16 protein-coding genes are annotated in these 20023 nt (G+C 71.6%); 13 read left to right on the forward strand and 3 right to left on the reverse strand.

What is annotated here, in order from left to right; all coding sequences use genetic code 11:
- Positions 1–21: 21 nt before the first annotated feature.
- On the reverse strand, positions 22–957 hold the full coding sequence (gene thiD, locus AC3ANR_RS03280; protein ID WP_488290450.1) for a bifunctional hydroxymethylpyrimidine kinase/phosphomethylpyrimidine kinase: 936 nt from the start codon (positions 955–957) through the stop codon (positions 22–24).
- A gap of 92 nt (positions 958–1049) precedes the next feature.
- On the opposite strand from thiD, the gene AC3ANR_RS03285 reads away from it, so the two are divergent.
- From AC3ANR_RS03285 to AC3ANR_RS03310, 6 genes are read left to right on the forward strand one after another with little or no spacing between them, the layout of a single operon-like run.
- Complete coding sequence (locus AC3ANR_RS03285; protein WP_488290451.1) at positions 1050–1223, forward strand: rubredoxin; 174 nt, start codon at positions 1050–1052, stop codon at positions 1221–1223.
- 24 nt (positions 1224–1247) lie between these two features.
- A complete protein-coding gene (locus AC3ANR_RS03290; protein WP_488290452.1) occupies positions 1248–1676 on the forward strand; it encodes a response regulator in 429 nt (142 codons plus the stop codon).
- Between the two features lie 22 nt (positions 1677–1698).
- Complete coding sequence (locus tag AC3ANR_RS03295; RefSeq protein ID WP_488290453.1) at positions 1699–2064, forward strand: response regulator transcription factor; 366 nt, start codon at positions 1699–1701, stop codon at positions 2062–2064.
- Between the two features lie 19 nt (positions 2065–2083).
- Positions 2084–2614 (forward strand): chemotaxis protein CheW, encoded by a 531-nt coding sequence (locus AC3ANR_RS03300; RefSeq protein ID WP_488290454.1) that lies wholly within the window; start codon positions 2084–2086, stop codon positions 2612–2614.
- Between the two features lie 25 nt (positions 2615–2639).
- Positions 2640–4919, forward strand: coding sequence for a methyl-accepting chemotaxis protein (locus AC3ANR_RS03305; protein WP_488290455.1), 2280 nt, complete (start codon positions 2640–2642; stop codon positions 4917–4919).
- Between the two features lie 54 nt (positions 4920–4973).
- Positions 4974–11090 (forward strand): hybrid sensor histidine kinase/response regulator, encoded by a 6117-nt coding sequence (locus AC3ANR_RS03310; protein ID WP_488290456.1) that lies wholly within the window; start codon positions 4974–4976, stop codon positions 11088–11090.
- 7 nt (positions 11091–11097) lie between these two features.
- On the opposite strand, the gene AC3ANR_RS03315 is transcribed toward AC3ANR_RS03310, so the two are convergent.
- Positions 11098–12603, reverse strand: coding sequence for a cryptochrome/photolyase family protein (locus AC3ANR_RS03315; RefSeq protein ID WP_488290457.1), 1506 nt, complete (start codon positions 12601–12603; stop codon positions 11098–11100).
- 21 nt (positions 12604–12624) lie between these two features.
- Between AC3ANR_RS03315 and AC3ANR_RS03320 the strand changes: the two genes are divergently transcribed.
- Genes AC3ANR_RS03320 through AC3ANR_RS03345 form a run of 6 tightly spaced genes read left to right on the forward strand, consistent with a single transcriptional unit; the run spans position 12625 to position 17187 of the window.
- Positions 12625–13224, forward strand: coding sequence for a YqgE/AlgH family protein (locus tag AC3ANR_RS03320; RefSeq protein WP_488290458.1), 600 nt, complete (start codon positions 12625–12627; stop codon positions 13222–13224).
- Between the two features lie 55 nt (positions 13225–13279).
- Positions 13280–13699 (forward strand): Holliday junction resolvase RuvX, encoded by a 420-nt coding sequence (gene ruvX / locus AC3ANR_RS03325; protein WP_488290459.1) that lies wholly within the window; start codon positions 13280–13282, stop codon positions 13697–13699.
- Positions 13696–14187 (forward strand): bifunctional pyr operon transcriptional regulator/uracil phosphoribosyltransferase PyrR, encoded by a 492-nt coding sequence (pyrR, locus tag AC3ANR_RS03330; RefSeq protein WP_488290460.1) that lies wholly within the window; start codon positions 13696–13698, stop codon positions 14185–14187. Before ruvX ends, pyrR begins: the two co-directional genes overlap by 4 nt.
- A 5-nt stretch (positions 14188–14192) precedes the next feature.
- A complete protein-coding gene (locus tag AC3ANR_RS03335; RefSeq protein ID WP_488290461.1) occupies positions 14193–15155 on the forward strand; it encodes an aspartate carbamoyltransferase catalytic subunit in 963 nt (320 codons plus the stop codon).
- Entirely contained in the window at positions 15152–16456 is a 1305-nt protein-coding gene (locus tag AC3ANR_RS03340) for a dihydroorotase (protein WP_488290462.1), read from the forward strand. Before AC3ANR_RS03335 ends, AC3ANR_RS03340 begins: the two co-directional genes overlap by 4 nt.
- Entirely contained in the window at positions 16453–17187 is a 735-nt protein-coding gene (locus tag AC3ANR_RS03345; RefSeq protein ID WP_488290463.1) for a lysophospholipid acyltransferase family protein, read from the forward strand. Before AC3ANR_RS03340 ends, AC3ANR_RS03345 begins: the two co-directional genes overlap by 4 nt.
- Before the next feature lie 9 nt (positions 17188–17196).
- Here the strand turns inward: AC3ANR_RS03345 and AC3ANR_RS03350 are convergent, their stop codons facing one another.
- Positions 17197–18303 (reverse strand): ABC transporter ATP-binding protein, encoded by a 1107-nt coding sequence (locus AC3ANR_RS03350; protein ID WP_488290464.1) that lies wholly within the window; start codon positions 18301–18303, stop codon positions 17197–17199.
- A gap of 106 nt (positions 18304–18409) precedes the next feature.
- Here AC3ANR_RS03350 and AC3ANR_RS03355 point away from each other — a divergent pair, with 106 nt between their 5' ends.
- Positions 18410–20023, forward strand: a complete 1614-nt coding sequence (locus AC3ANR_RS03355; protein ID WP_488290465.1) for an ABC transporter permease — start codon at positions 18410–18412, stop codon at positions 20021–20023.

The raw sequence follows: 20023 nt of genomic DNA on the forward strand, positions 1-20023 counted from the left end.
TTCGGGGATGGGGCTCGTGCCTCAGTGCTTGGTGTCATGGGCCGGCATGTCCATGACCTGCAGGGCCTGGACTTCTTCCTGGGTGAGTTCCTCGCCGTCGTCGGCCTGGGGTTGCGCCCAGAACAGGCGGTCGGGGACCACGTTGCCCATGCCGGGGCGAAAGCCCGCGTCCAGGCAGCGGTCCAGGTACGCCAGCGCCTCGGTGGTCGCCGCGGCCAGGTCGCTGCCGCTGGCCACGAGCGCGGCCAGCGCCGCCGACAGCGTGTCGCCGGCGCCGGAGAAGACGGCCTCGAACCGCTCGAACCGCTCGCTGCCCAGCACGGCCTGCGGCGTGGCCAGCACGTTGTCGAGGAACTGGTCGGGGCAGGGGATGCCGGTGACCAGCGTGTACGACACGCCCATCTCGGCCGCGGCCTTGGCGATGTCGCGCGCCGTGGGGCTGCGGTCGCTGGTCCAGTCGGGCAGCAGCCACCGCCACAGCGTGCTGTGGTTGCCCACCAACACGGTCGTCTGCGGCAGCATCAATTCGCGAAAGGCGTCCAGGTACAGGTCGATCTGCGATTCGTCCCACCAGGACAGGTTGGGCATGTAGGCGATCAGCGGAACGTCGGCGTAGTCGGCGGCGATCTCGGCGATCGTGCTCACGGCCTCGGGGCTGCCGACGAAGCCGACCTTGAACACCTGCGCGGGCGTGTCCTCCAGGATCGCGCGCGCCTGCTCGGCGATCGCTTCCTCGTCGAAGGGAAAGTGGTCCATGACCTCGGCGGTGTCGCGTGCGTACGCGCCGGTGACGACGGGCAATGCGTGCGCGCCGACCGAGGCGATGGCGGTGACGTCGGCCGCGAGGCCGCCCGCTCCGCTGGGGTCACTGGCGTTGAACACCATCACGCACGCAGGGCCGGCGTCGTCCTCGGAGTCGGGCTCCGGCACTGCGTTGGTGGAGGTGGGATTTGTCATAAGCCTGAATCATCCAGGCGTCGGCAGTGTGCGGTATCTCCGCAGGTGCCATCGATACAATCGTTGCATTCTATTCGAAGCCCCTTTAAGCTGTGACTGAAGCAAGAACCTGGATGTGTCTGATCTGCGGATGGATCTACGACGAGGCCGCGGGTGATCCCGAGCACGGCATCGCGCCCGGCACACCGTGGGAACAAGTGCCCATGAACTGGACCTGCCCCGAATGCGGAGCCCGCAAGGAGGACTTCGAGATGGTGCAGATTTGAGGGGGGTCGGGGCGGCATCCGAGGATGACGGCGCCGTCCCCGAAGTTACAAAAAAATGAGGAGCAGCGTCACGTGAGCACGACCGGGCTCAAGGTGCTGGTGATCGACGACAGCAACACGATCCGCCGCAGCGCCGAAATCTTTCTCAAGCAGGGCGGCCACGAAGTGATGCTGGCCGAGGACGGCTTCGATGCGCTGGCCAAGGTCAACGACTACCAGCCGAACCTGATCTTCTGCGACATCCTGATGCCGCGCCTGGACGGCTACCAGACCTGCGCGATCATCAAGCGCAACGCGAAGTTCGCCTCCGTGCCGGTCGTCATGCTCTCGTCCAAGGACGGCGTGTTCGACAAGGCCCGCGGCCGCATGGTCGGCTCGCAGGACTACCTCACCAAGCCATTCACGAAGGACCAGCTGCTGCAGACCGTGCAGCAGTTCGGCGCCGCACAGTAAAGAAAAGACAGGAGAGATCGAGATGCCGATCCAAAAGGTGCTCGTGGTCGACGATTCCAAGACCGAGCTGATGTTCATGACGGATCTGCTGCAAAAGAGCGGCTTCGCGGTGCGCACCGCCGAGAACGCCGAGGACGCGTTCCGCCGCCTCGGCGAGGAAAAGCCCGACCTGATCCTGATGGACGTGGTCATGCCCGGCCAGAACGGCTTCCAGCTCACGCGCGCCATCACCCGCGACCCGCTCTATGCCGACGTGCCGATCATCATGTGCACGAGCAAGAACCAGGAGACCGACCGCGTCTGGGGCATGCGCCAGGGCGCGCGAGACTACATCACCAAGCCCGTCGACGCCGACGAGCTGATGGCCAAGATCAAGGCCCTGGGCTGATCGCCGCCAGGCACCGCACATGGCCAACCGCGAAGCGCTGCGCGAACTCCAGACCCGGCTGGCGAACCGCCTGCAGGCGGCCCGCTCCGAAGGGGTGCAGGCCTCGTGGCTGGCCGTCGAGGCCGCCGGTGCGCGCTACCTGTTCCCGCTCGCCCAGTCGGGCGAGATCTTTCCTTTCACGAGCACGCAGCACGTGCCGTACACGCAGGCGTGGTTCCTCGGCGTCGCCAACCTGCGCGGCGGTCTGTATGGCGTGGTCGACCTCGCGGGCTTCGTGGCCGGCCGCGCGCCCGCGCATCGCACCGAAGCCGGCCGCGCCGAGTCGCGGCTGGTGGCGCTGGGCGCCACGCTGGAGGTCAACTGCGCGCTGCTGATCGACCGGCTCGCCGGCCTGCGCAACCTGGAGGCGTTCGCCTCCTCCAGCGAGCCGCCCCCGGACGCGCCTGCCTATTTCGGCAACGGCTACACCGACGCCAACGGTGCCTACTGGCAGGAGATCAACCTGCAGGCCCTCTCCCAGCAACCCCAGTTCCTGAGCATCAGCGCTTGAAGCATCCCCGGAAGGCTTTGCACCCATGTCCGTCGTCGATCAACTGAAGAACCTGTTTTCGAAAAAGGCCACCGATGGCGAGACCACCGGCGAGCTGAGCCTGGCGGCCCCCGACGCGTCCGTCGACCCGTCGGGCACCACCATCGACATCCTGCGCTCGGGCATGGCGCCGCTCGCGCCGGACAGCGTGGACGACCCGGAGTCGATCGACACGCCGCAGGCGGTCGACGAGGCGCAGCTGCTGTCGATCCCGCTGCTGGGCCGGCGCAGCGTCGTCACCCACCAGCGCGTGCTGTTCTCGATGCTGGCGGTGTCGCTGGCCGTGCTGGGCTCGGTGGCCGTGATCGCGGTGCGCCAGGCCGACCAGGTCGCCCAGCAGGTGAAGGCCACCGGCGACTCGCTGATGCAGTCGCAGCGCCTGGCCAAGTCGGTGTCGCAGGCTCTGGTGGGCAGCGCGCAGGCGTTCCCCGACGTGAAGGAAAGCGCCGCGGTGCTGGCGCGCTCGGTGCGCGGCCTCAAGGCCGGCGACGAGGAGCTGCGCCTGAAGCCCGTCGCCGGCGCCTACCAGCCCGGCGTCGACAAGGTCGTGCCGATGATGCAGCGTGCCGAGAAGAACGCCGCCACCGTCGTCGCGCAGCAGAAGATCCTGACCCAGGTCGGCGCCGCGCTGCGCACCATCAACCGCCAGTCGTCCGACCTGCTGGAGATCGCCGAGACCGTCTCCTCGCTCAAGCTGCAGCAGAACGCGGCGCCGGCCGAGATCTCCGCCTCCGGCCAGCTGGTGATGCTGACGCAGCGGATCGGCAAGTCGGCCAACGAGTTCATGACGCTGAACGAGGGCCTGAGCCCCGAGGCCGTGTTCCTGCTGGGCAAGGACCTGAACTCGTTCAAGGAAATCGCGCAGGGCCTGATGGAGGGCAGCCCCGAGCTGCGCCTGGCCGGCACCAAGGACCCGCAGATCCGCGAGCGCCTGGAAGCCCTGCTGAAGGTGTACGAGGAAACGCGCGCGCAGGCCGGCGCCATCCTGGGCAACCTGCAGGGCCTGGTGTCCGCGCGCGAGGCGCAGGCGGGCATCATCGCCGACAGCGAAGGCATGCGCCGCGCGCTGGAAGACCTGCAGCGCGACCTGTCGTCGCAGACCGGCCTGGGCTTGGGCGCGCTGATCGCGCTGGCGCTGGCCGCCCTGTTCGCCATCGCGTGTTCCGTCGGCCTGGCCTACGTGCAGCTGCAGGACAGCCGCCAGCGCCAGGAAGTGGCCGAGGCCCAGCGCCAGGAAGCCGAGCGCCAGGAGCAGGAAGCCAAGCGCGTCAACGACGCCAACCAGGCCGCCATTCTTCGCCTGATGAACGAACTGCAGACGGTGGCCGAAGGCGACCTGACGCAGGAAGCCACCGTGACCGAGGACATCACCGGCGCCATCGCCGACTCGGTGAACTACACGGTGGAAGAACTGCGCCAGCTGGTGGGCAACGTGCAGAACACGGCCACCAAGGTGGCGCAGACCACCGCCCAGGTGGAAAGCACGTCGACCGAGCTGCTGGCGGCCTCGACCGAGCAGCTGCGCGAGATCCGCGAAACCGGCCAGTCGGTGCTCGACATGGCCTCGCGAATCAACCAGGTGTCCGGGCAGGCGCAGGAATCGGCCCAGGTGGCGCGGCAGTCGCTGATGGCCGCCGAGTCGGGCCTGAAGGCCGTGCAGAACGCCATCGGCGGCATGAACTCCATCCGCGACCAGATCCAGGAAACCTCCAAGCGGATCAAGCGCCTGGGCGAGTCGTCGCAGGAGATCGGCGAAATCACCGAACTGATTTCGGACATCACCGAGCAGACCAACGTGCTGGCCCTGAACGCCGCCATCCAGGCCGCCTCCGCCGGTGAAGCCGGCCGCGGCTTCTCGGTGGTGGCCGAGGAAGTGCAGCGCCTGGCCGAACGCTCCGCCGACGCCACGCGCCAGATCTCGGCGCTGGTGAAGGCGATTCAGACCGACACGCAGGACGCGGTGGCCGCCATGGAGCGCTCCACCCAGGGCGTGGTCGAGGGCGCCAAGCTGTCCGACAACGCGGGTACCGCGCTGACCGAGATCGACCAGGTGTCGCGCCGCCTCGCCGAGCTGATCGAACAGATCTCCGTGACCGCCGCCAAGGAAGCCGACTCGGCCAACGTGGTGGCCGGCAACATCCAGCACATCTTCGCCGTGACGGAGCAGACCGGCGAGGGCACGCGCTCGACCGCGCAGCAGGTGCGCGAGCTGTCCCGCATGGCCGAGGAACTGCGCCAGTCGGTGGCCCGGTTCAAGATCGCCTAATCCGCGCGCCGGCGCGTTTTCGCGAGCCGTCCCGCCCCCAGCCAGAGTTTCCGCATGCAAGCCAACGACACCGATCTCGATCTGGCGACGAATGACCTCGGGCCGCTGGCCTGGGTGCTGGACGAGCTGCGCAAGTCGCTCGAATCCGCTTCGGCCGCGCTGCGCCGCTTCGTCCGCGACGCCGGCCTGGCGCGCGGCTCCGACATGGCGTCGGTCGACGCCGGCCAGCTGCGCATCGCCCGCCAGCAACTGCACCAGGCCGTCGGCGCGCTGGAGATGGTGGGCCTCGGCGCCCCGGCCCAGATGCTGCGCGCGATGGAGTCGGCGGTGCAGAAGTTCGTCGAGCGCCCCGAGCTGTGCAGCGAGCCCGCCGCGGCGAAGGTCGAACGCGCCGGCTTCGCGCTCACCGAATACCTCGAGGGCGTGCTGCTGGGCAAGCCGACGTCGGCGGTGGCGCTCTTCCCGCAGTACAAGGACGTGCAGGAGCTCGCCGGCGGCGAGCGCATCCATCCGGCCGACCTGTGGACCTACGACTGGAAGTGGGCCGAGCCCGAGACGCCCGCGGTCGCGCAGGCCCTTGCCTACGATGCCGCGCTGCGCTCGCGCATGGACCAGGCGGTGCTGCGCATCGTCAAGACCGGCGACGCCGCCGCCGCGCGCGACCTGGCGCAGTGCTGCCTCGGGCTGGCCGCCGCGCAGGCCGCGCGCCAGCCGAAGGTCTTCTGGAAGCTGTGCGCCGGCTTCTTCGAGGCGATGGCCATGGGCCTGCTGCCGCCGGACGTGTACGTCAAGCGCGCCGCCTCGCGCGTGCTGGTGCAGTACGCCACGCTCGCCAAGGGCGAGACGGGCGTGTCCGACCGCCTCGCGCAGGACCTGCTGTTCTTCTGTTCGCAGGCCGTCCCGGCCCGCCCGGTGGATGCGCCGGCGCTGGCCGGCGTGCGCGCGGCCTACGGGCTGGAGCGCTTCAAGCCGGTCGACTACGCCAAGCCGCAGTTCGGCCGCTTCGACCCGGTGCTGCTCACGCAGGCGCGCAAGCGCATCAACGCGGCCAAGGAAACCTGGTCGGCGCTGTCCGGCGGCGACGCCGCCAAGCTCAAGCCGGTCGCCGAGCCGTTCCACGGCATCAGCGACTCGCTGACCAGGCTGCATCCGCCCAGCGCGCCGCTGGCGCAGGCGCTCGGCGCCGCCGTCGACGCGGTCGTGCGCTCGGGCCAGCCGCCGCGCACCGAGGTCGCGATGGAAGTCGCCACCGCGGTGCTGTACCTCGAAGCCGCCTTCCAGGACCTCGATCCGGCCGACGCGCAACTCGCCTCGCGCACCGCGCGGCTGGCCGAACGCCTCGACCAGGTCCGCCAGGGCGGCCAGGCGCAGGCGCTGGAGCCGTGGATGGAGGAGCTGTACCGCCGCGTCAGCGACCGCCAGACCATGGGCAGCGTGGTGGGCGAGCTGCGCGGCACGCTCAGCGAGCTGGAGAAGGTGCTCGACGCCTTCTTCCGCGACCCGCAGGACAAGGGCCCGCTGAAGAACGCGCCCACGCACCTGCTGCAGATGCGCGGCGTGCTGTCCGTGCTCGGCCTCGACCAGGCCACCCAGGCCGTGGCGCGCATGCGCGAGACGGTCGAAGCCATCCTGCTGGCCGAGGGCAGCGACGAGCAGGCCCGCGTGGCCGCCACGTTCGACAAGCTGGGCAACAACCTGGGCGCGTTGGGCTTTCTCATCGACATGCTCAACTACCAGCCGACGCTGGCCAAGAAGCTGTTCGTCTACGACGACCAGACCGGCGAGCTGCGTCCGCTGATGGGCCGTGTCGGCGAGCCGGCCGCGCACAGCGAGCCGGCGCCCGCGCCGTCCGACGACGAGCCGACCATCGGCCTCGGCGCGCGTGCCCCGGCACCGGCCGCCGTGCCGGTGCCGCCCGCGCCGGTCGCCACCCCGGCGCCCGCGCCGGTGGTCGCCGCCGCGCCCGCCCCGGCCGCTCCGGCCGCTCCTGCGCCGGTCGCTTCGGCCCCGGCCGCGTCGGCGCCTGTAGCCGCCGCGCCGGCCGACGATCTCGACGCCGAGCTGCTGGACATCTTCCTGGAGGAAGCGCGCGAGGTGGTGGGCAACGGCCTGGCCGCCGTCCAGACGCTGGTCGCCTCGCCCGCCGATGTCGGCGAGCTCACCACGCTGCGCCGCGCCTTCCACACGCTCAAGGGCAGCTCGCGGATGGTCGGGCTGAACGAATTCGGCGAAGCCGGCTGGGCGATGGAGCAGGTGCTCAACACCTGGCTGGCCGACCAGAAGCCGGCCAACGAGGACCTGCGCACGCTCGCGGCCGACGCCCTGCGCGGCTTCGGCCGCTGGATCGAGGACATCGCGGGCCACACCGGCGTGGAGTGGAAGTCGTCGATGTTCCGCGGTCCCGCCGACGCCTTGCGCGTCGACAACCGCTTGGTGGCCCTGGCGCTGCCGGGCGCGGCCCCCATCGCCGTGCCCGAGCCGGCCGTGGCCGAGCCGGTGCTCGAACTGCAAGCTGCCTCCGATCCCGCTGCGGCGCCGCTCGCACTCCCCGAGGCCACCGAGCTGCACGCGGAGGCGGTCCTGGACATCGCTTTCGATGTCGAGCCGGCCCCGGCTGCCGAACCGATCGTCGTCGAGCCGCCGGCTCCCGCGCTCGACCTGCCCGTGGCCGACCAAGCGCTGCACGACATCGCCGTGGCCGACATCCCGCTGGCCGACTTCGACCTCGCGCCGCCGCCGCAGCCCGCCGCGCCGCAGGACGTGCCCGGCACCTTCGCGACGACGTCGTTCGACCTGCCCGCGCTCGATCCGGTGCCCGCCGCGGTGCCCGAGCCCGTGGCCGAACTGCCTGCCGATTTCGACTTCGACCTCGCGTTCGGCGCGCCCGCGCCCGCGGCCCCCGCCGCGCAGCCGGCCGTCGCGCCCGAGATCGAGGCCATCGATTTCGCCAGCCTGGCCGAAGTCGCACGACCTGCCAACGTGCCGGACTTCGCCGCCGAAGCCGCGCCCAGCGTGGACCTGCCGGACGTCGCGCCGGCAGCGCCCGCGCCCATCGCGGCCGTTGCGCCTGTCGCACTCGTCGCTTCCGCACCGGCGCTGGTCCTGGTCGCGGCCCCGGCCCCGGTCGAACCCGCCAGCCCCGCGGTGGACGAGCAAGTGAAGGTGATCGGCGGACTGCGCATCGGCATCCCGCTGTACAACGTCTACCTGAACGAGGCCGACGAGTGGTCGCGCCGGCTCGCCACCGAAGTGGCGGAATGGGCCCTGGAGCTCAATCGGCCGGTGCCCGACACCGCCGTCGGCCTGGCGCATGCGCTGGCCGGCAGTTCGGCGACCGTGGGCTTCCACGTGCTGTCCGACATCGCCCGCGCCCTCGAGAGCGCGCTGCAGCATGCGCAGACACTCGCCTACGGCACGCCGCAGCACGGCAAGGCCTTCGTGCAGGCGGCCGAGGAAATCCGCCGCCTGCTGCACCAGTTCGCCGCCGGTTTCCTGAAGGACCCCGACGCGTCGGTCACGCGCGAGCTGCAGGCGCTGCAGGCCCTGAAGCTGCCCAAGCGCCCGGACCTGCGCGACTCCGGCCCCGGCGAGCTTGACCTGGACAGCACGCTGGGCGGCGCCGCCGCCCCGGCGGCCGAAATGCCGCCGGCCGACCCAACGCCGGTGGTCGACGCCACGCCCGCCGCCAGTGCCGCGGCGCAGGCGGCCGCCAAGCCCGCGCTGACGCAGTTCGTCGCCTTCGACGCGCGCCCGGCGGCGCAACCGGCGAGCACCGTCACCGGGCACGACATCGATGCGCACGGGGATGACGACATCGACATCGCCGATGCCATCGACCCCGACCTGTTCCCGATCTTCGAGGAAGAGGCGGCCGAACTGCTGCCGCAACTCGGTGGCGCGCTGCGCGCCTGGGCCGGCCAGGGCGACCGCTCGGCCCGCGACCAGGTGCTGCGCGCACTGCACACGCTCAAGGGCAGCGCCCGCCTGGCCGGCGCGCTGCGCCTGGGCGAACTGGCGCACCGCATGGAATCGGTGGTCGAGGGCCTGCCGCCGGAGAGCACGGCGGCCCAGCTCGATCCGCTGGTGCAGCGATTCGACCACCTGCAGACCCGCTTCGACCAGCTCAGCGCCGGCGCCAACGCCCCGGAGCCCGAGCTGCCGGTGCCCGCTGCCAGCCCCGTGATGGCCGCGCCCGCCGCGCCGGCAGCGGTGCCGGTGTTGGTGGCCGGCGCCGAGCCGCCGCAGCGCACGGCGCTGGTCGTGCCGCCCACCGCGCTGCCGGTGGCGCCGCGTTCCAGCGGCCAGGCGGTGCGCGTGCGCTCGCAGCTGCTGGACCGCCTGATGAACCAGGCCGGCGAGGTGATGATCACGCGCTCGCGGCTGGAGAACGAGCTGCGCACGCTGCGCGGCTCGCTGCAGGACCTCACGGGCAACCTGGACCGCCTGCGCTCGCAGCTGCGCGACATCGAGCTGCAGGCCGAGTCGCAGATGCAGTCGCGGCTGGCCCAGGCCAAGGATTCCGCGGCGGGCTTCGATCCGCTCGAATTCGACCGCTTCACGCGGGTGCAGGAGCTCACGCGCATGATGGCCGAGTCGGTGAACGACGTGGCCACCGTGCAACGCAACCTGCAGCGCGCGGTGGAAGCCACCGAGGACGACCTGATCGCCCAGGCCCGCCAGACCCGCGAGCTGCAGCGCGACCTGCTGCGCACGCGGATGGTGGAATTCGAGGGCATCGCCGACCGCCTGTACCGCGTGGTGCGGCTGGCGTCCAAGGAGACCGGCAAGCAGGTCAAGCTGGACATCAGCGGCGGCTCCATCGAGATGGACCGCGGCGTGCTCGATCGCATGACCCCGGCGTTCGAGCACCTGCTGCGCAACTGCGTGGCCCACGGCGTCGAGCTGCCGTCGGTGCGCGCCGCCGCCGGCAAGGATCCCGCCGGCACCATCCTCATCCACCTGGCCCAGGAAGGCAACGACGTCTCGGTCGAATTCCGCGACGACGGCGCCGGCCTGGACCTGGCGCGCATCCGCGAGAAGGCGTTCCAGCAAGGGCTCGTTCCCGCCGGCCAGGCGATCAGCGATGCCGACGCGGCCAACCTGATCTTCATGCCCGGCTTCTCCACGGCGGCGCAGGTGACCGAGCTGTCCGGCCGCGGCATCGGCATGGACGTGGTGCGCTCCGAGGTCAACGCCCTCGGCGGCCGCATCGAGACCAGCACCCAGGCCGGCCGCGGCACCAGCTTCAAGCTGGTGCTGCCGCTGACCACCGCCGTCACGCAGGTGGTGATGGTGCGCAGCGGCAGCCTCGCGATCGGCGTGCCCGCCAACCTGATCGAGATCGTGCGCCGCGCGCCCGCCAAGGAAGTGCAGCAGGCCTACAACAGCGGCACCTTCGACTTCGGCGGCGAGCAGATCCCGTTCTTCTGGTCCGGCGCGCTGCTGCAGTCGTCGGCCCGCAGCACCGAGCCGCAGGGCAAGACGCTGCCGGTCGTGATCTTCCGCAGCGCCGCCCAGCGCGTGGCCGTGCACATCGACGAAGTGCTGGGCAACCAGGAAGTGGTCGTCAAGAACCTCGGCCCGCAACTGGCGCGCCTGCCGGGCCTGGCGGGCATGACCGTGCTCGCCTCCGGCGCCGTGGTGCTGATCTACAACCCGGTGGCGCTGTCCGCCGTGTACGGCGAGCAGGCCCGCCTGCTCAGCGCCGACAAGGCCCAGCCCGACGTGCTGGAGCAGGCCGGCGGCACCGCCGTCGCGGTGCCCGCGACCCCGGCCGTCCCGCAGGTGCCGCTGGTGCTGGTGGTCGACGACTCGATCACGGTGCGCCGCGTCACGCAGCGCCTGCTGCAGCGCGAAGGCTACCGCGTCTCGCTGGCGGCCGACGGCCTGCAGGCGCTGGAGCGGCTGGCCGAGGAGCGGCCCACCGTGGTGCTGTCGGACATCGAGATGCCGCGCATGGACGGCTTCGACCTGGCGCGCAACATCCGCGCCGATGCCCGCTGGGCCAGCCTGCCGATCGTGATGATCACCTCGCGCATCGCCGAGAAGCACCGCGAGCATGCGCGCGAACTGGGCGTCAACCACTACCTGGGCAAGCCGTACTCGGAAGAGGAGCTGCTCAGCCTGGTCAAGCACTACAGCGCCGCGGCGCAGCCGGCCGCAGCGGCCTGACGCCTGCTCAGCCGGCGGGCCGTGGCTCGCCGGCCTTCTTTTTCACCACCGCATAGCGCCGCAGCGTCTGCTCGCGCGCCTGCTCGTGGTCGACCACCGGCTGCGGATAGTCGCGCCCCAGCTCGAGGCCCGCCGCCTGCAGGTCCACCGGCCGGGCGGTCCAGGGTGCATGCAGCACGTCGGGCGGCAGCCCCGCCAGCTGCGGCAGGTAGCGCAGGATGAACCTGCCCTCGGGGTCGAATCGCCGGCTCTGGCTCACGGGGTTGAAGATGCGGAAGTACGGCTGCGCGTCGCAGCCCGACGAACTCGCCCACTGCCAGCCGCCGTTGTTGGCGGCCAGGTCGTAGTCATTGAGCTGGCGGGCGAAGTAGCGCTCGCCCCAGCGCCAGTCGACCCCCAGGTCCTTGCACAGGAAGCTGGCCGCCACCATGCGCAGCCGGTTGTGCATGTAGCCGGTCTGGTTCAGCTGGGCCATCGCGGCATCGACCAGCGGATAGCCGGTGCGCCCGGCGCACCACGCCTCGAACAGGTGCTTGCCGCGCGCGGTCTTGTCCCAGTGGATGGCGTCGTACTCGCGCCGGAAACTGTGTCCGTTGCCCGCCTCGTCGGCCACGTGCGGGAAGTTGGCCAGCACCTGGAAATAGAAGTCGCGCCAGACCAGCTCGGAAAGCCAGGTGGCCGCGCCGGCGTTGCCCTCCTGCGCCAGCGCGTGCGCGCGGCGGGCGAGCTCGCGGATCGACACCGTGCCGAACCGCAGGTGCACGCTGAGGTAGCTGGGTCCCTTGGCGGCCGGGAAATCGCGCGCCGCGGCGTAACGGTCGATGCGATGCGTGAACTCCTCGAACAATTGCGCGCCGCCCGCCGCGCCCACCGGCACGGGCAACGCCGCCAGGTTGGTCGGCTCGAAGCCCAGCGCCTGCAGCGTGGGCACAGGCTGGCGCAACGGCTCCGGCCGCGGGACCAGCACCGCCGCATGGCGCTCGATCGGGTAGGAGCGCAGGTAGAAACCGTCGACCTTGGCCAGCCAGGCGTTCTTGTAGGGAGTGAAGACCGCGTACGGCCGGCCCGCCTGCGTCAGCAGTTCGTCGCGCTCGAAGACCGCGTGGTCCTTGCTGTCGTGCAGCGCGATGCCCGCCTCGGCCAGCGCGCCCCGCACCTGCGCGTCGCGCGCCAAGGCCGCCGGCTCGTCGTCATGGTTGGTGAACACCGACTGCACGGCCAGCCGCCGGGCCAGCCGCGGCACCTCGTCCCGGGCCCGGCCGTGGACGACGATCAGCCCGGCGGCGGGCGACCCCGCCAGCCGCCGCAGCGCCTCGTCCAGCTGGACCAGCGATTCGCGGATGAACTCCACCCGGCGGTCCTGGCGCGGCAGCGGGTCGAGGATCTCGGTGTCGAAGGCGAAGACGGCATGCACCAGCCGGCAGCTGCGCAGCGCGTGGTAGAGGGCGGCGTGGTCGTGGGCGCGCAGGTCGCGGCGGAACCAGACCAGGCCTGCGGCATACGGCTTTTCCATGAGGTCCGGTAAAATTGGATCATGCCCGCCGATGCCTCAACCATCAACCTGACGCATCATTTCCTGATCGCGATGCCGGGGCTGGAAGACGCATCGTTCGCCCGCAGCGTGGTCTACCTGTGCGAGCACAGCGCGCGCGGCGCGCTCGGCATCGTGATCAACAAGCCGAGCGACATCAACCTGAAGAACCTGTTCGAGAAGGTCGACCTGCCGCTGGAGCGCCAGGACCTGGTCGCCACGCCCGTCTTCCAGGGCGGGCCGGTGCAGACCGAGCGTGGCTTCGTGCTGCACGAAGCGGTGCTGGCGGCCGAATCCAAGCCGGAAGAGACCGTCTACGCCTCCACCATGACCATCCCGGGCGGGCTGGAGATGACCACCTCCAAGGACGTGCTCGAGGCGCTGGCCACCGGCGCCGGCCCGCGCAAGGTGCTGGTGTCGCTGGGCTACTCCGCCTGGGGCGAAGGCCAGCTCGAATCGGAGCTGGCCGAGAACAGCTGGCTCACCGTGGGCGCCGATCCGAGCGTGATCTTCGACACGCCGGTGGAGGAGCGCTACGACCGCGCCCTGTCGCTGCTGGGCCTGCAGGCGTGGATGCTCTCGCCCGAGGCGGGGCACGCATGAGCCAACGCGCCGCTCCCGCAGCCAGGTCCCGCGCGCGCAGCGCGAAGGGCGACTGATGTCCGTGCCGGCCCGGCCCGACGTTCCTCGCCACTTCACCACCTTTCTTGCTTTCGATTTCGGTGCCAGGCGCACCGGCGTCGCCGTGGGCAACCGGCTGCTGCGCACGGCCACGCCGCAGCCGACCATCCGCGCCGAGGCCACGCAGGCGCGGTTGGACGCGGCCGCCGAGCGCGTGCGGCAGTGGCAGCCCGACGCGCTGGTGGTGGGCGTGCCGTTCCATCCCGATGGCGCGAGCCATGACAATACGGCCCGGGCGCGGCGCTTCGGCCGCCAGCTGGGCGCGCGCCTGAAGCTGCCGGTGTACGAGGTCGACGAGCGGTACAGCACCACCGAGGCGCTGTCCGCCGGCGCCGCCGACGCCGACGCGGGCGCGGCCTGCATCATCCTGGAGCAATTCTTGAGGAGCATCGAATGAGCGACTTGCGGCTGGACGCCGAGGCGCTGTACCGCGAGCTGCTGCGCGGCCTGCCCGCGCTGCGCGGCACCGACGGCCGCCTGGTGGGCATCACCTCCGGCGGCGCCTGGCTGGCCGAGCGGCTGCAGCGCGACCTGGGACTGGACGGTCAGGCGGGCGTGATCTCGTCGGCCATGCACCGCGACGACTTCGCGCAGCGCGGGCTGTCGGAGGCGGCGCAGACGGACCTGCCGTTCGACATCGACGGCGCGCACATCGTGCTGCTGGACGACGTGCTGTACACCGGCCGCACCATCCGCGCCGTGCTGAACGAGCTGTTCGACTACGGCCGCCCGGCGAGCGTCAAGCTCGCGGTGCTGGTCGACCGCGGCGGCCGCGAGCTGCCGGTGCAGGCGGACTTCGCCGCCGCCCGGGTGGCGCTGCCCGACACGCAATCCCTGCAACTCGCGCGCGGCGACGACGGGCGCTTCAGCTTCCAGGTGAATTGAGCCCCATGCTGCACAAGCGCAACCCCCAACTGAACAAGAACGGCGAGCTGGTCCACCTGCTGTCGGTGGAAGGCCTGCCGCGCGAGATCGTCACCCACATCCTGGACACCGCCAGCCGCTTCGTCGGCGTGAGCGACCGCGAGGTGAAGAAGGTGCCGCTGCTGCGCGGCAAGAGCGTGTTCAACCTGTTCTTCGAGAACAGCACGCGCACCCGCACCACCTTCGAGATCGCCGCCACGCGCCTGTCGGCCGACGTGATCAACCTGGACATCTCGCGCTCGTCGGCCAGCAAGGGCGAGTCGCTGCTGGACACCATCGCCAACCTGTCGGCGATGGCGGCCGACATGTTCGTCGTGCGCCACAGCGAGTCGGGCGCGCCGTACCTGATCGCCCAGCACGTGGCGCCGCACGTGCACGTGATCAACGCCGGCGACGGCCGCCACGCGCACCCCACGCAGGGGCTGCTCGACATGTACACGATCCGCCACTACAAGAAGGACTTCACCAACCTCACGGTGGCCATCGTCGGCGACGTGCTGCATTCGCGCGTGGCGCGCTCGGACATCCATGCGCTCACCACGCTGGGCTGCGCCGAGGTGCGCGTGGTCGGCCCCAAGACCCTGGTGCCCGGCGACATGTCGCAGATGGGCGTGCGCGTGTGCCACACGCTGGAGGAGGGCATCCGCGGCTGCGACGTGATCATCATGCTGCGGCTGCAGAACGAGCGCATGAGCGGCGCGCTGCTGCCCTCGTCGCAGGAGTTCTTCAAGAGCTTCGGCCTGACGCCCGAGAAGCTGCAGCTGGCCAAGCCCGACGCGATCGTGATGCACCCGGGCCCGATCAACCGCGGGGTCGAGATCGACTCCGCCGTGGTCGACGGCCGCCAGAGCGTGATCCTGCCGCAGGTCACCTTCGGCATCGCGGTGCGCATGGCCGTGATGAGCATCGTCGCGGGGAACGAAGCATGAAGATCCTCATCCAGAACGGCCGCGTGATCGATCCGGCCTCCAACCGCGACGAGATCGCCGACGTCGCCATCGCCGCCGGGCGCATCGTCTCCATCGGCCGCGTGCCCGCGGGCTTCGGCGCCAGCCGCGTCCTCGACGCGCGCGGCTGCGTCGTCGCGCCGGGCCTGGTGGACCTGGCCGCGCGCCTGCGCGAGCCCGGCCACGAGCACGAGGGCATGCTCGAATCCGAGATGGCCGCCGCAGTGGCCGGCGGCGTCACCAGCCTGGTCTGCCCGCCCGACACCGACCCGGTGCTGGACGAGCCCGGCCTGGTCGAGATGCTGAAGATGCGCGCCGAGAAGCTGCACCAGGCGCGTGTCTATCCGCTGGGCGCGCTCACGCGCGGGCTGGCCGGCGAGATCCTGACCGAGATGGCGGAGCTGACCGAGGCCGGCTGCGTCGGCTTCAGCCAGGCCGAGACCAGCCTGGGCAACACGCAGGTGCTGCAGCGCGCGCTGCAGTACGCCTCCACCTACGGCTACCCGGTGTGGCTGCGGCCGCAGGAGATCCACCTGGGCAAGGGCGTCGCCGCCAGCGGGCCGCTGGCCACGCGGCTGGGCCTGTCGGGCATTCCCGTGGCGGCCGAGACCATCGCCATCCACACCATCCTCGAGTTGATGAAGGCCACCGGCGCACGCGTGCACCTGTGTCGCCTGAGCAGCGCGGCCGGCGTCGAGCTGGTGCGCGCGGCCAAGGCGCTCGGGCTGCCGGTGACGTGCGACGTGAGCGTGAACTCGCTGCACCTGATCGACCAGGACATCGGCTATTTCGACAGCCGCCTGCGCCTGTCGCCGCCGCTGCGCCAGCAGCGCGACCGCGACGCGCTGCGCGAGGCGCTGGCCGACGGCACCATCGATGCGCTCGTGTCGGACCACACGCCGGTCGACGAGGACGCCAAGACGCTGCCCTTCGCCGAGGCCGAGCCCGGCGCAACCGGCCTGGAGCTGCTGCTCTCGCTGGCCCTGAAGTGGGGCCAGGAGACGGGCGTCGGGCTGCCGCGGGCGCTGGCGGTGCTCACGAGCGACCCGGCCCGGGTGCTCGGCGCCTCGCTCGGCACGCTGCAGGAAAGCTGCGGCCAGCTGCGCGACGGCGCGGCCGCCGACCTGTGCGTGTTCGATCCGCAGGCCCACTGGACCGTGGAGCCCCAGGCGCTGCGCAGCAAGGGCAAGCACACGCCGTTCTCGGGCTACGAGCTGCCGGGGCGGGTGCGCTGGACCGTCGTCGCCGGCCAGGTGGCCTGGGGCGAAACCGCCGCCGCATGAGCGGGCTGCGCGCCGGCTGGCGGCTGGCGCGGGCCCTGTGGGTGGCTTGCGCCGGCTGGCTGACGATCGTCCTGATCTTTCCCCGCCTGGAGCCCGAGCAGCGCCACGCGCGGGTGCAGGCCTGGGCGCGCAGGATGCTCGGGGTGCTGGGCGTGAGCCTGCAGCTGCGCGGCCAGCCGCCGCTGCACGGCCCGGTGCTGCTGGTGGCCAACCACATCTCCTGGCTCGACATCCTGGTGATGCACGCGGCGCGGCATTGCCGCTTCGTGGCCAAGTCGGAGGTCCGGCACTGGCCGCTGATCGGCACGCTGGCCACCGGCGGCGGCACGCTCTTCATCGAGCGCCAGTCGCGCCGCGACGCGATGCGGGTGGTGCACCAGATGGCCGCCAGCCTGCAGGACGGCGACGTGCTCGCGGTGTTTCCCGAGGGCACGACCAGCGACGGGGTCGACCTGCTGCCGTTCCACGCCAACCTGATCCAGCCGGCCCTGGTGGTCGACGCGCCGGTGCTGCCCGTCGCGCTGCAGTTCATCGAGACGCACACCGGGCGCATGAGCCTGTCGCCGTGCTACATCGGCGACGACACGCTGGTGGGCTCGCTCTGGCGCACGCTGAGCGGGCCGGCCATCACGGCGGTGGTCAGCTACGGCACCGAGCAGCGCGCGCACGGCCGCGACCGCCGCACCTGGGCCGCCGACCTGCGCCACGCGGTGCAGGAACTGCGCGAGTAGGCGCGCGCCTCAGCCCGCGGCCGACGGATCGATCGGCGCCGCGGTCGCTCCGCTGCCGCGCTCGAACGTGACCACGTGGTCGACCTGCGGCCGGATGCCGATCCATTCGCCGGGCTTGTGGTCGTGGTGGCTCGGCACGTGCGCGAGCACCGTCTCGCCCGTGGCCAGGCGCAGCGTGTAGAGGAATTCCGAGCCGCGGAACGCCTTGCGCACGATCTGTGCCTTCACCGGCGCGGCGTCGTCGTGCACGATGTCGTCGGCGCGCAGCAGCACGTCGCACTGGCCGCCGGCGAACGCCGAGGGCAGCGGGCATTCGGCCACGTCGGCCAGCGGCCCCAGCGGCGTGTCGACCACCAGCTGGCCGCCCGCCTGCCGCAGCGTCGCGGGCGCGAACACGCCATGGCCGATGAAGTCGGCCACGAACCGCGTCGCCGGCCGGTGGTACAGCGTGTACGCGTCGTCCCACTGGTGCAGCCGCCCCTGGTGCATCACGCCGATGACGTCGCCGATGGCGAATGCCTCGAGCTGGTCGTGGGTCACGAACAGGGCGGTGGCGCGCGCCGATTTCAGGATCGCCCGGATCTCGTGCGCCAGCCGCTCGCGCAGCTCGACGTCGAGGTTGGAGAACGGCTCGTCCAGCAGCAGCAGCTGGGGGCGTGGCGCCAGCGCGCGGGCGAGCGCCACGCGCTGCTGCTGGCCGCCCGAGAGCTCGTGCGGCATGCGGCGGTCCATGCCGGCCAGGCCGACCAGCGCCAGCACCTCGCCGATGCGCCGGGCGCGCTCGGCCCTGGCCAGCGCGCGCAACCCGAAGCCCACGTTGCCCGCCACGTCCAGGTGCGGGAACAGGGCGTAGTCCTGGAACACCATGCCGATGCGGCGCGCCTCCGGCGGGACGTGGATGCCGTCGCCGTCGACCACGTCGCCCGAGATCCGGATGGTGCCCGCCGCCGCGCGCTCCAGGCCCGCGACCGCGCGCAGCAGCGTCGTCTTGCCGCAGCCCGAGGGGCCGATCAGCACGCCGATGGCGCCGGCGGGCAGGCCGAACGAGACGTCGTCCACCGCGGCGCGGGCGGCGCCGGGGTACTGCACGCGCAGTCCGGTGAGTTCCACATGCATGATCACCGATTCTAGGTGCGTACAATTCTCATTTGCATCTGACGGCCGGCGAACCGCGCGCCGCGGCAACGCCGCACGCGGGCCAGTGCGCCGCCACGCTCCTACCTTGCCCCGATCCCTGCCCCGCTTCCAGGACGTGCTGCTGCTGGCCATCGGGCTGGTCGTCGCGCTGCCCGTGGTCGCCGTGGTGGGATCGTGGCTGCAATGGGATCCGCGCAGCGCGGCCATCCTGCGCGAGATGGCCGCGACGGTGCTGCCCTCGTATGCGGCGACCAGCCTGGCGCTGTGCCTGGCCGTCGGCGTCGGCGTGGCGGTGGTGGGCACGGCCGCCGCCGCCGCCGTGACGCTGTTCGAGTTTCCCGGCCGGCGCGTCTTCGAGTGGGCGCTGCTCCTGCCGCTGGCGGTGCCGGCCTATGTGGTCGCCTACGCCTACACCGACTTCCTGCAGTTCGGCGGCCCGCTGCAGACCTGGCTGCGCGCGGCGCTGGGCGCCGAAGGCCGCGTGTTTCCCGAGGTCCGCACGACCGCCGGCGCGGCGGTGGTGTTCATCTTCACGCTCTATCCGTACGTGTACCTGCTGGCGCGCGCCGCGCTCGCCGAGCGTGCCGGCGCGCTGATGGAGGCGGCCCGGCTGCTGGGGGCGCCGCTGCGCGAGCGCGTGTTGCGCGTGGCGGTGCCGCTCGCGCGCCCCGCCATCGCGGCGGGCGTGGCGCTGGCGCTGATGGAGACGCTGGCCGATTTTGGCGTGGCCAGCTACTTCGGCATCCAGACCTTCAGCACCGGCATCTACAAGGCCTGGCTGTCGATGGACGACCGCATTGCGGCGGCGCAGCTGGCCACCGTCCTGCTGGGGGTGGTGGTCGTGCTGCTGGCGCTGGAGCAGCGCGCGCAGCGGCGGCTGCGGTTCGCCGCGGCGCGCGGCGCCGGCGGCGCCCACGCCGGTCCGGTGCGCCTGTCGCGCGCGGGCTCGATGCTGGCCGTGGCCGGCTGTGCGCTGCCCGTGCTGCTCGGTTTCGTGCTGCCGGTGCTGTTCATGCTGCGGCCGTTGCTGCAAGACACCCAGGACGTTCCCTGGGGCCGCTTCGTCCAGTGGGCGCTGAACAGCCTGCGGCTGGGCCTGCTCAGCGCGGCGCTGGCGGTCGGCATCGCCTTGCTGCTCGGCGGCGCGCTGCGCCGCGGCGGCTCGGCCTGGACGCGGCTCGTGGCCCGCCTGGCCGGACTCGGCTATGCGATTCCCGGCGCCGTGATCGTCGTCGGCCTGCTGCTGCCGGTGGGTTGGCTGCAGCAGGCGGCGCCCACCTGGTCGATCGTGTCGGTGGTGACCGGCACCGTCGTCGGGGTGGTCTGGGCCTACCTCGTGCGCTTCATGAGCGTGGCCCTGCAGTCGGTGCAGAGCGGCTATGCGCGCATTCCCGCCAGCCTGGACGACAGCGCGCGGATGCTGGGCGCCGGGCGGCTGGAGTTGCTCGTGCGCCTGCACTGGCCGCTGCTGCGCCGCTCCACCGCCGCGGCCGCGCTGCTGGTGTTCGTCGACGTGATGAAGGAACTGCCCGCGACCTTGCTGCTGCGGCCCTTCGACACCGACACGCTGGCGGTCGTGGCGTACCAGCTGGCCCGCGACGAACGGCTGGGCGAAGCCGCCTTGCCGTCGCTGGCGCTGGTGCTGGTCGGGCTGCTGCCCGTGCTGGTGCTCAGCCGCGCGCTGCGCGAGTCCCGCTGA

It is taken from the genome of Ramlibacter sp. JJN2-2R, assembly GCF_057747835.1.

Bases quoted from the DNA above. Each gene is read 5' to 3' on its own strand.
- AC3ANR_RS03340 (WP_488290462.1), top strand. From the start codon at position 15,152: ATGAAGATCCTCATCCAGAACGGCCGCGTGATCGATCCGGCCTCCAAC.
- AC3ANR_RS03350 (WP_488290464.1), bottom strand. From the start codon at position 18,303: ATGCATGTGGAACTCACCGGACTGCGCGTGCAGTACCCCGGCGCCGCC.
- pyrR (WP_488290460.1), top strand. From the start codon at position 13,696: ATGAGCGACTTGCGGCTGGACGCCGAGGCGCTGTACCGCGAGCTGCTG.
- AC3ANR_RS03295 (WP_488290453.1), top strand. From the start codon at position 1,699: ATGCCGATCCAAAAGGTGCTCGTGGTCGACGATTCCAAGACCGAGCTG.
- thiD (WP_488290450.1), bottom strand. From the start codon at position 957: ATGACAAATCCCACCTCCACCAACGCAGTGCCGGAGCCCGACTCCGAG.
- AC3ANR_RS03290 (WP_488290452.1), top strand. From the start codon at position 1,248: ATGACGGCGCCGTCCCCGAAGTTACAAAAAAATGAGGAGCAGCGTCAC.
- AC3ANR_RS03320 (WP_488290458.1), top strand. From the start codon at position 12,625: ATGCCCGCCGATGCCTCAACCATCAACCTGACGCATCATTTCCTGATC.
- ruvX (WP_488290459.1), top strand. From the start codon at position 13,280: ATGTCCGTGCCGGCCCGGCCCGACGTTCCTCGCCACTTCACCACCTTT.
- AC3ANR_RS03310 (WP_488290456.1), top strand. From the start codon at position 4,974: ATGCAAGCCAACGACACCGATCTCGATCTGGCGACGAATGACCTCGGG.
- AC3ANR_RS03345 (WP_488290463.1), top strand. From the start codon at position 16,453: ATGAGCGGGCTGCGCGCCGGCTGGCGGCTGGCGCGGGCCCTGTGGGTG.
- AC3ANR_RS03335 (WP_488290461.1), top strand. From the start codon at position 14,193: ATGCTGCACAAGCGCAACCCCCAACTGAACAAGAACGGCGAGCTGGTC.
- AC3ANR_RS03300 (WP_488290454.1), top strand. From the start codon at position 2,084: ATGGCCAACCGCGAAGCGCTGCGCGAACTCCAGACCCGGCTGGCGAAC.
- AC3ANR_RS03305 (WP_488290455.1), top strand. From the start codon at position 2,640: ATGTCCGTCGTCGATCAACTGAAGAACCTGTTTTCGAAAAAGGCCACC.
- AC3ANR_RS03315 (WP_488290457.1), bottom strand. From the start codon at position 12,603: ATGGAAAAGCCGTATGCCGCAGGCCTGGTCTGGTTCCGCCGCGACCTG.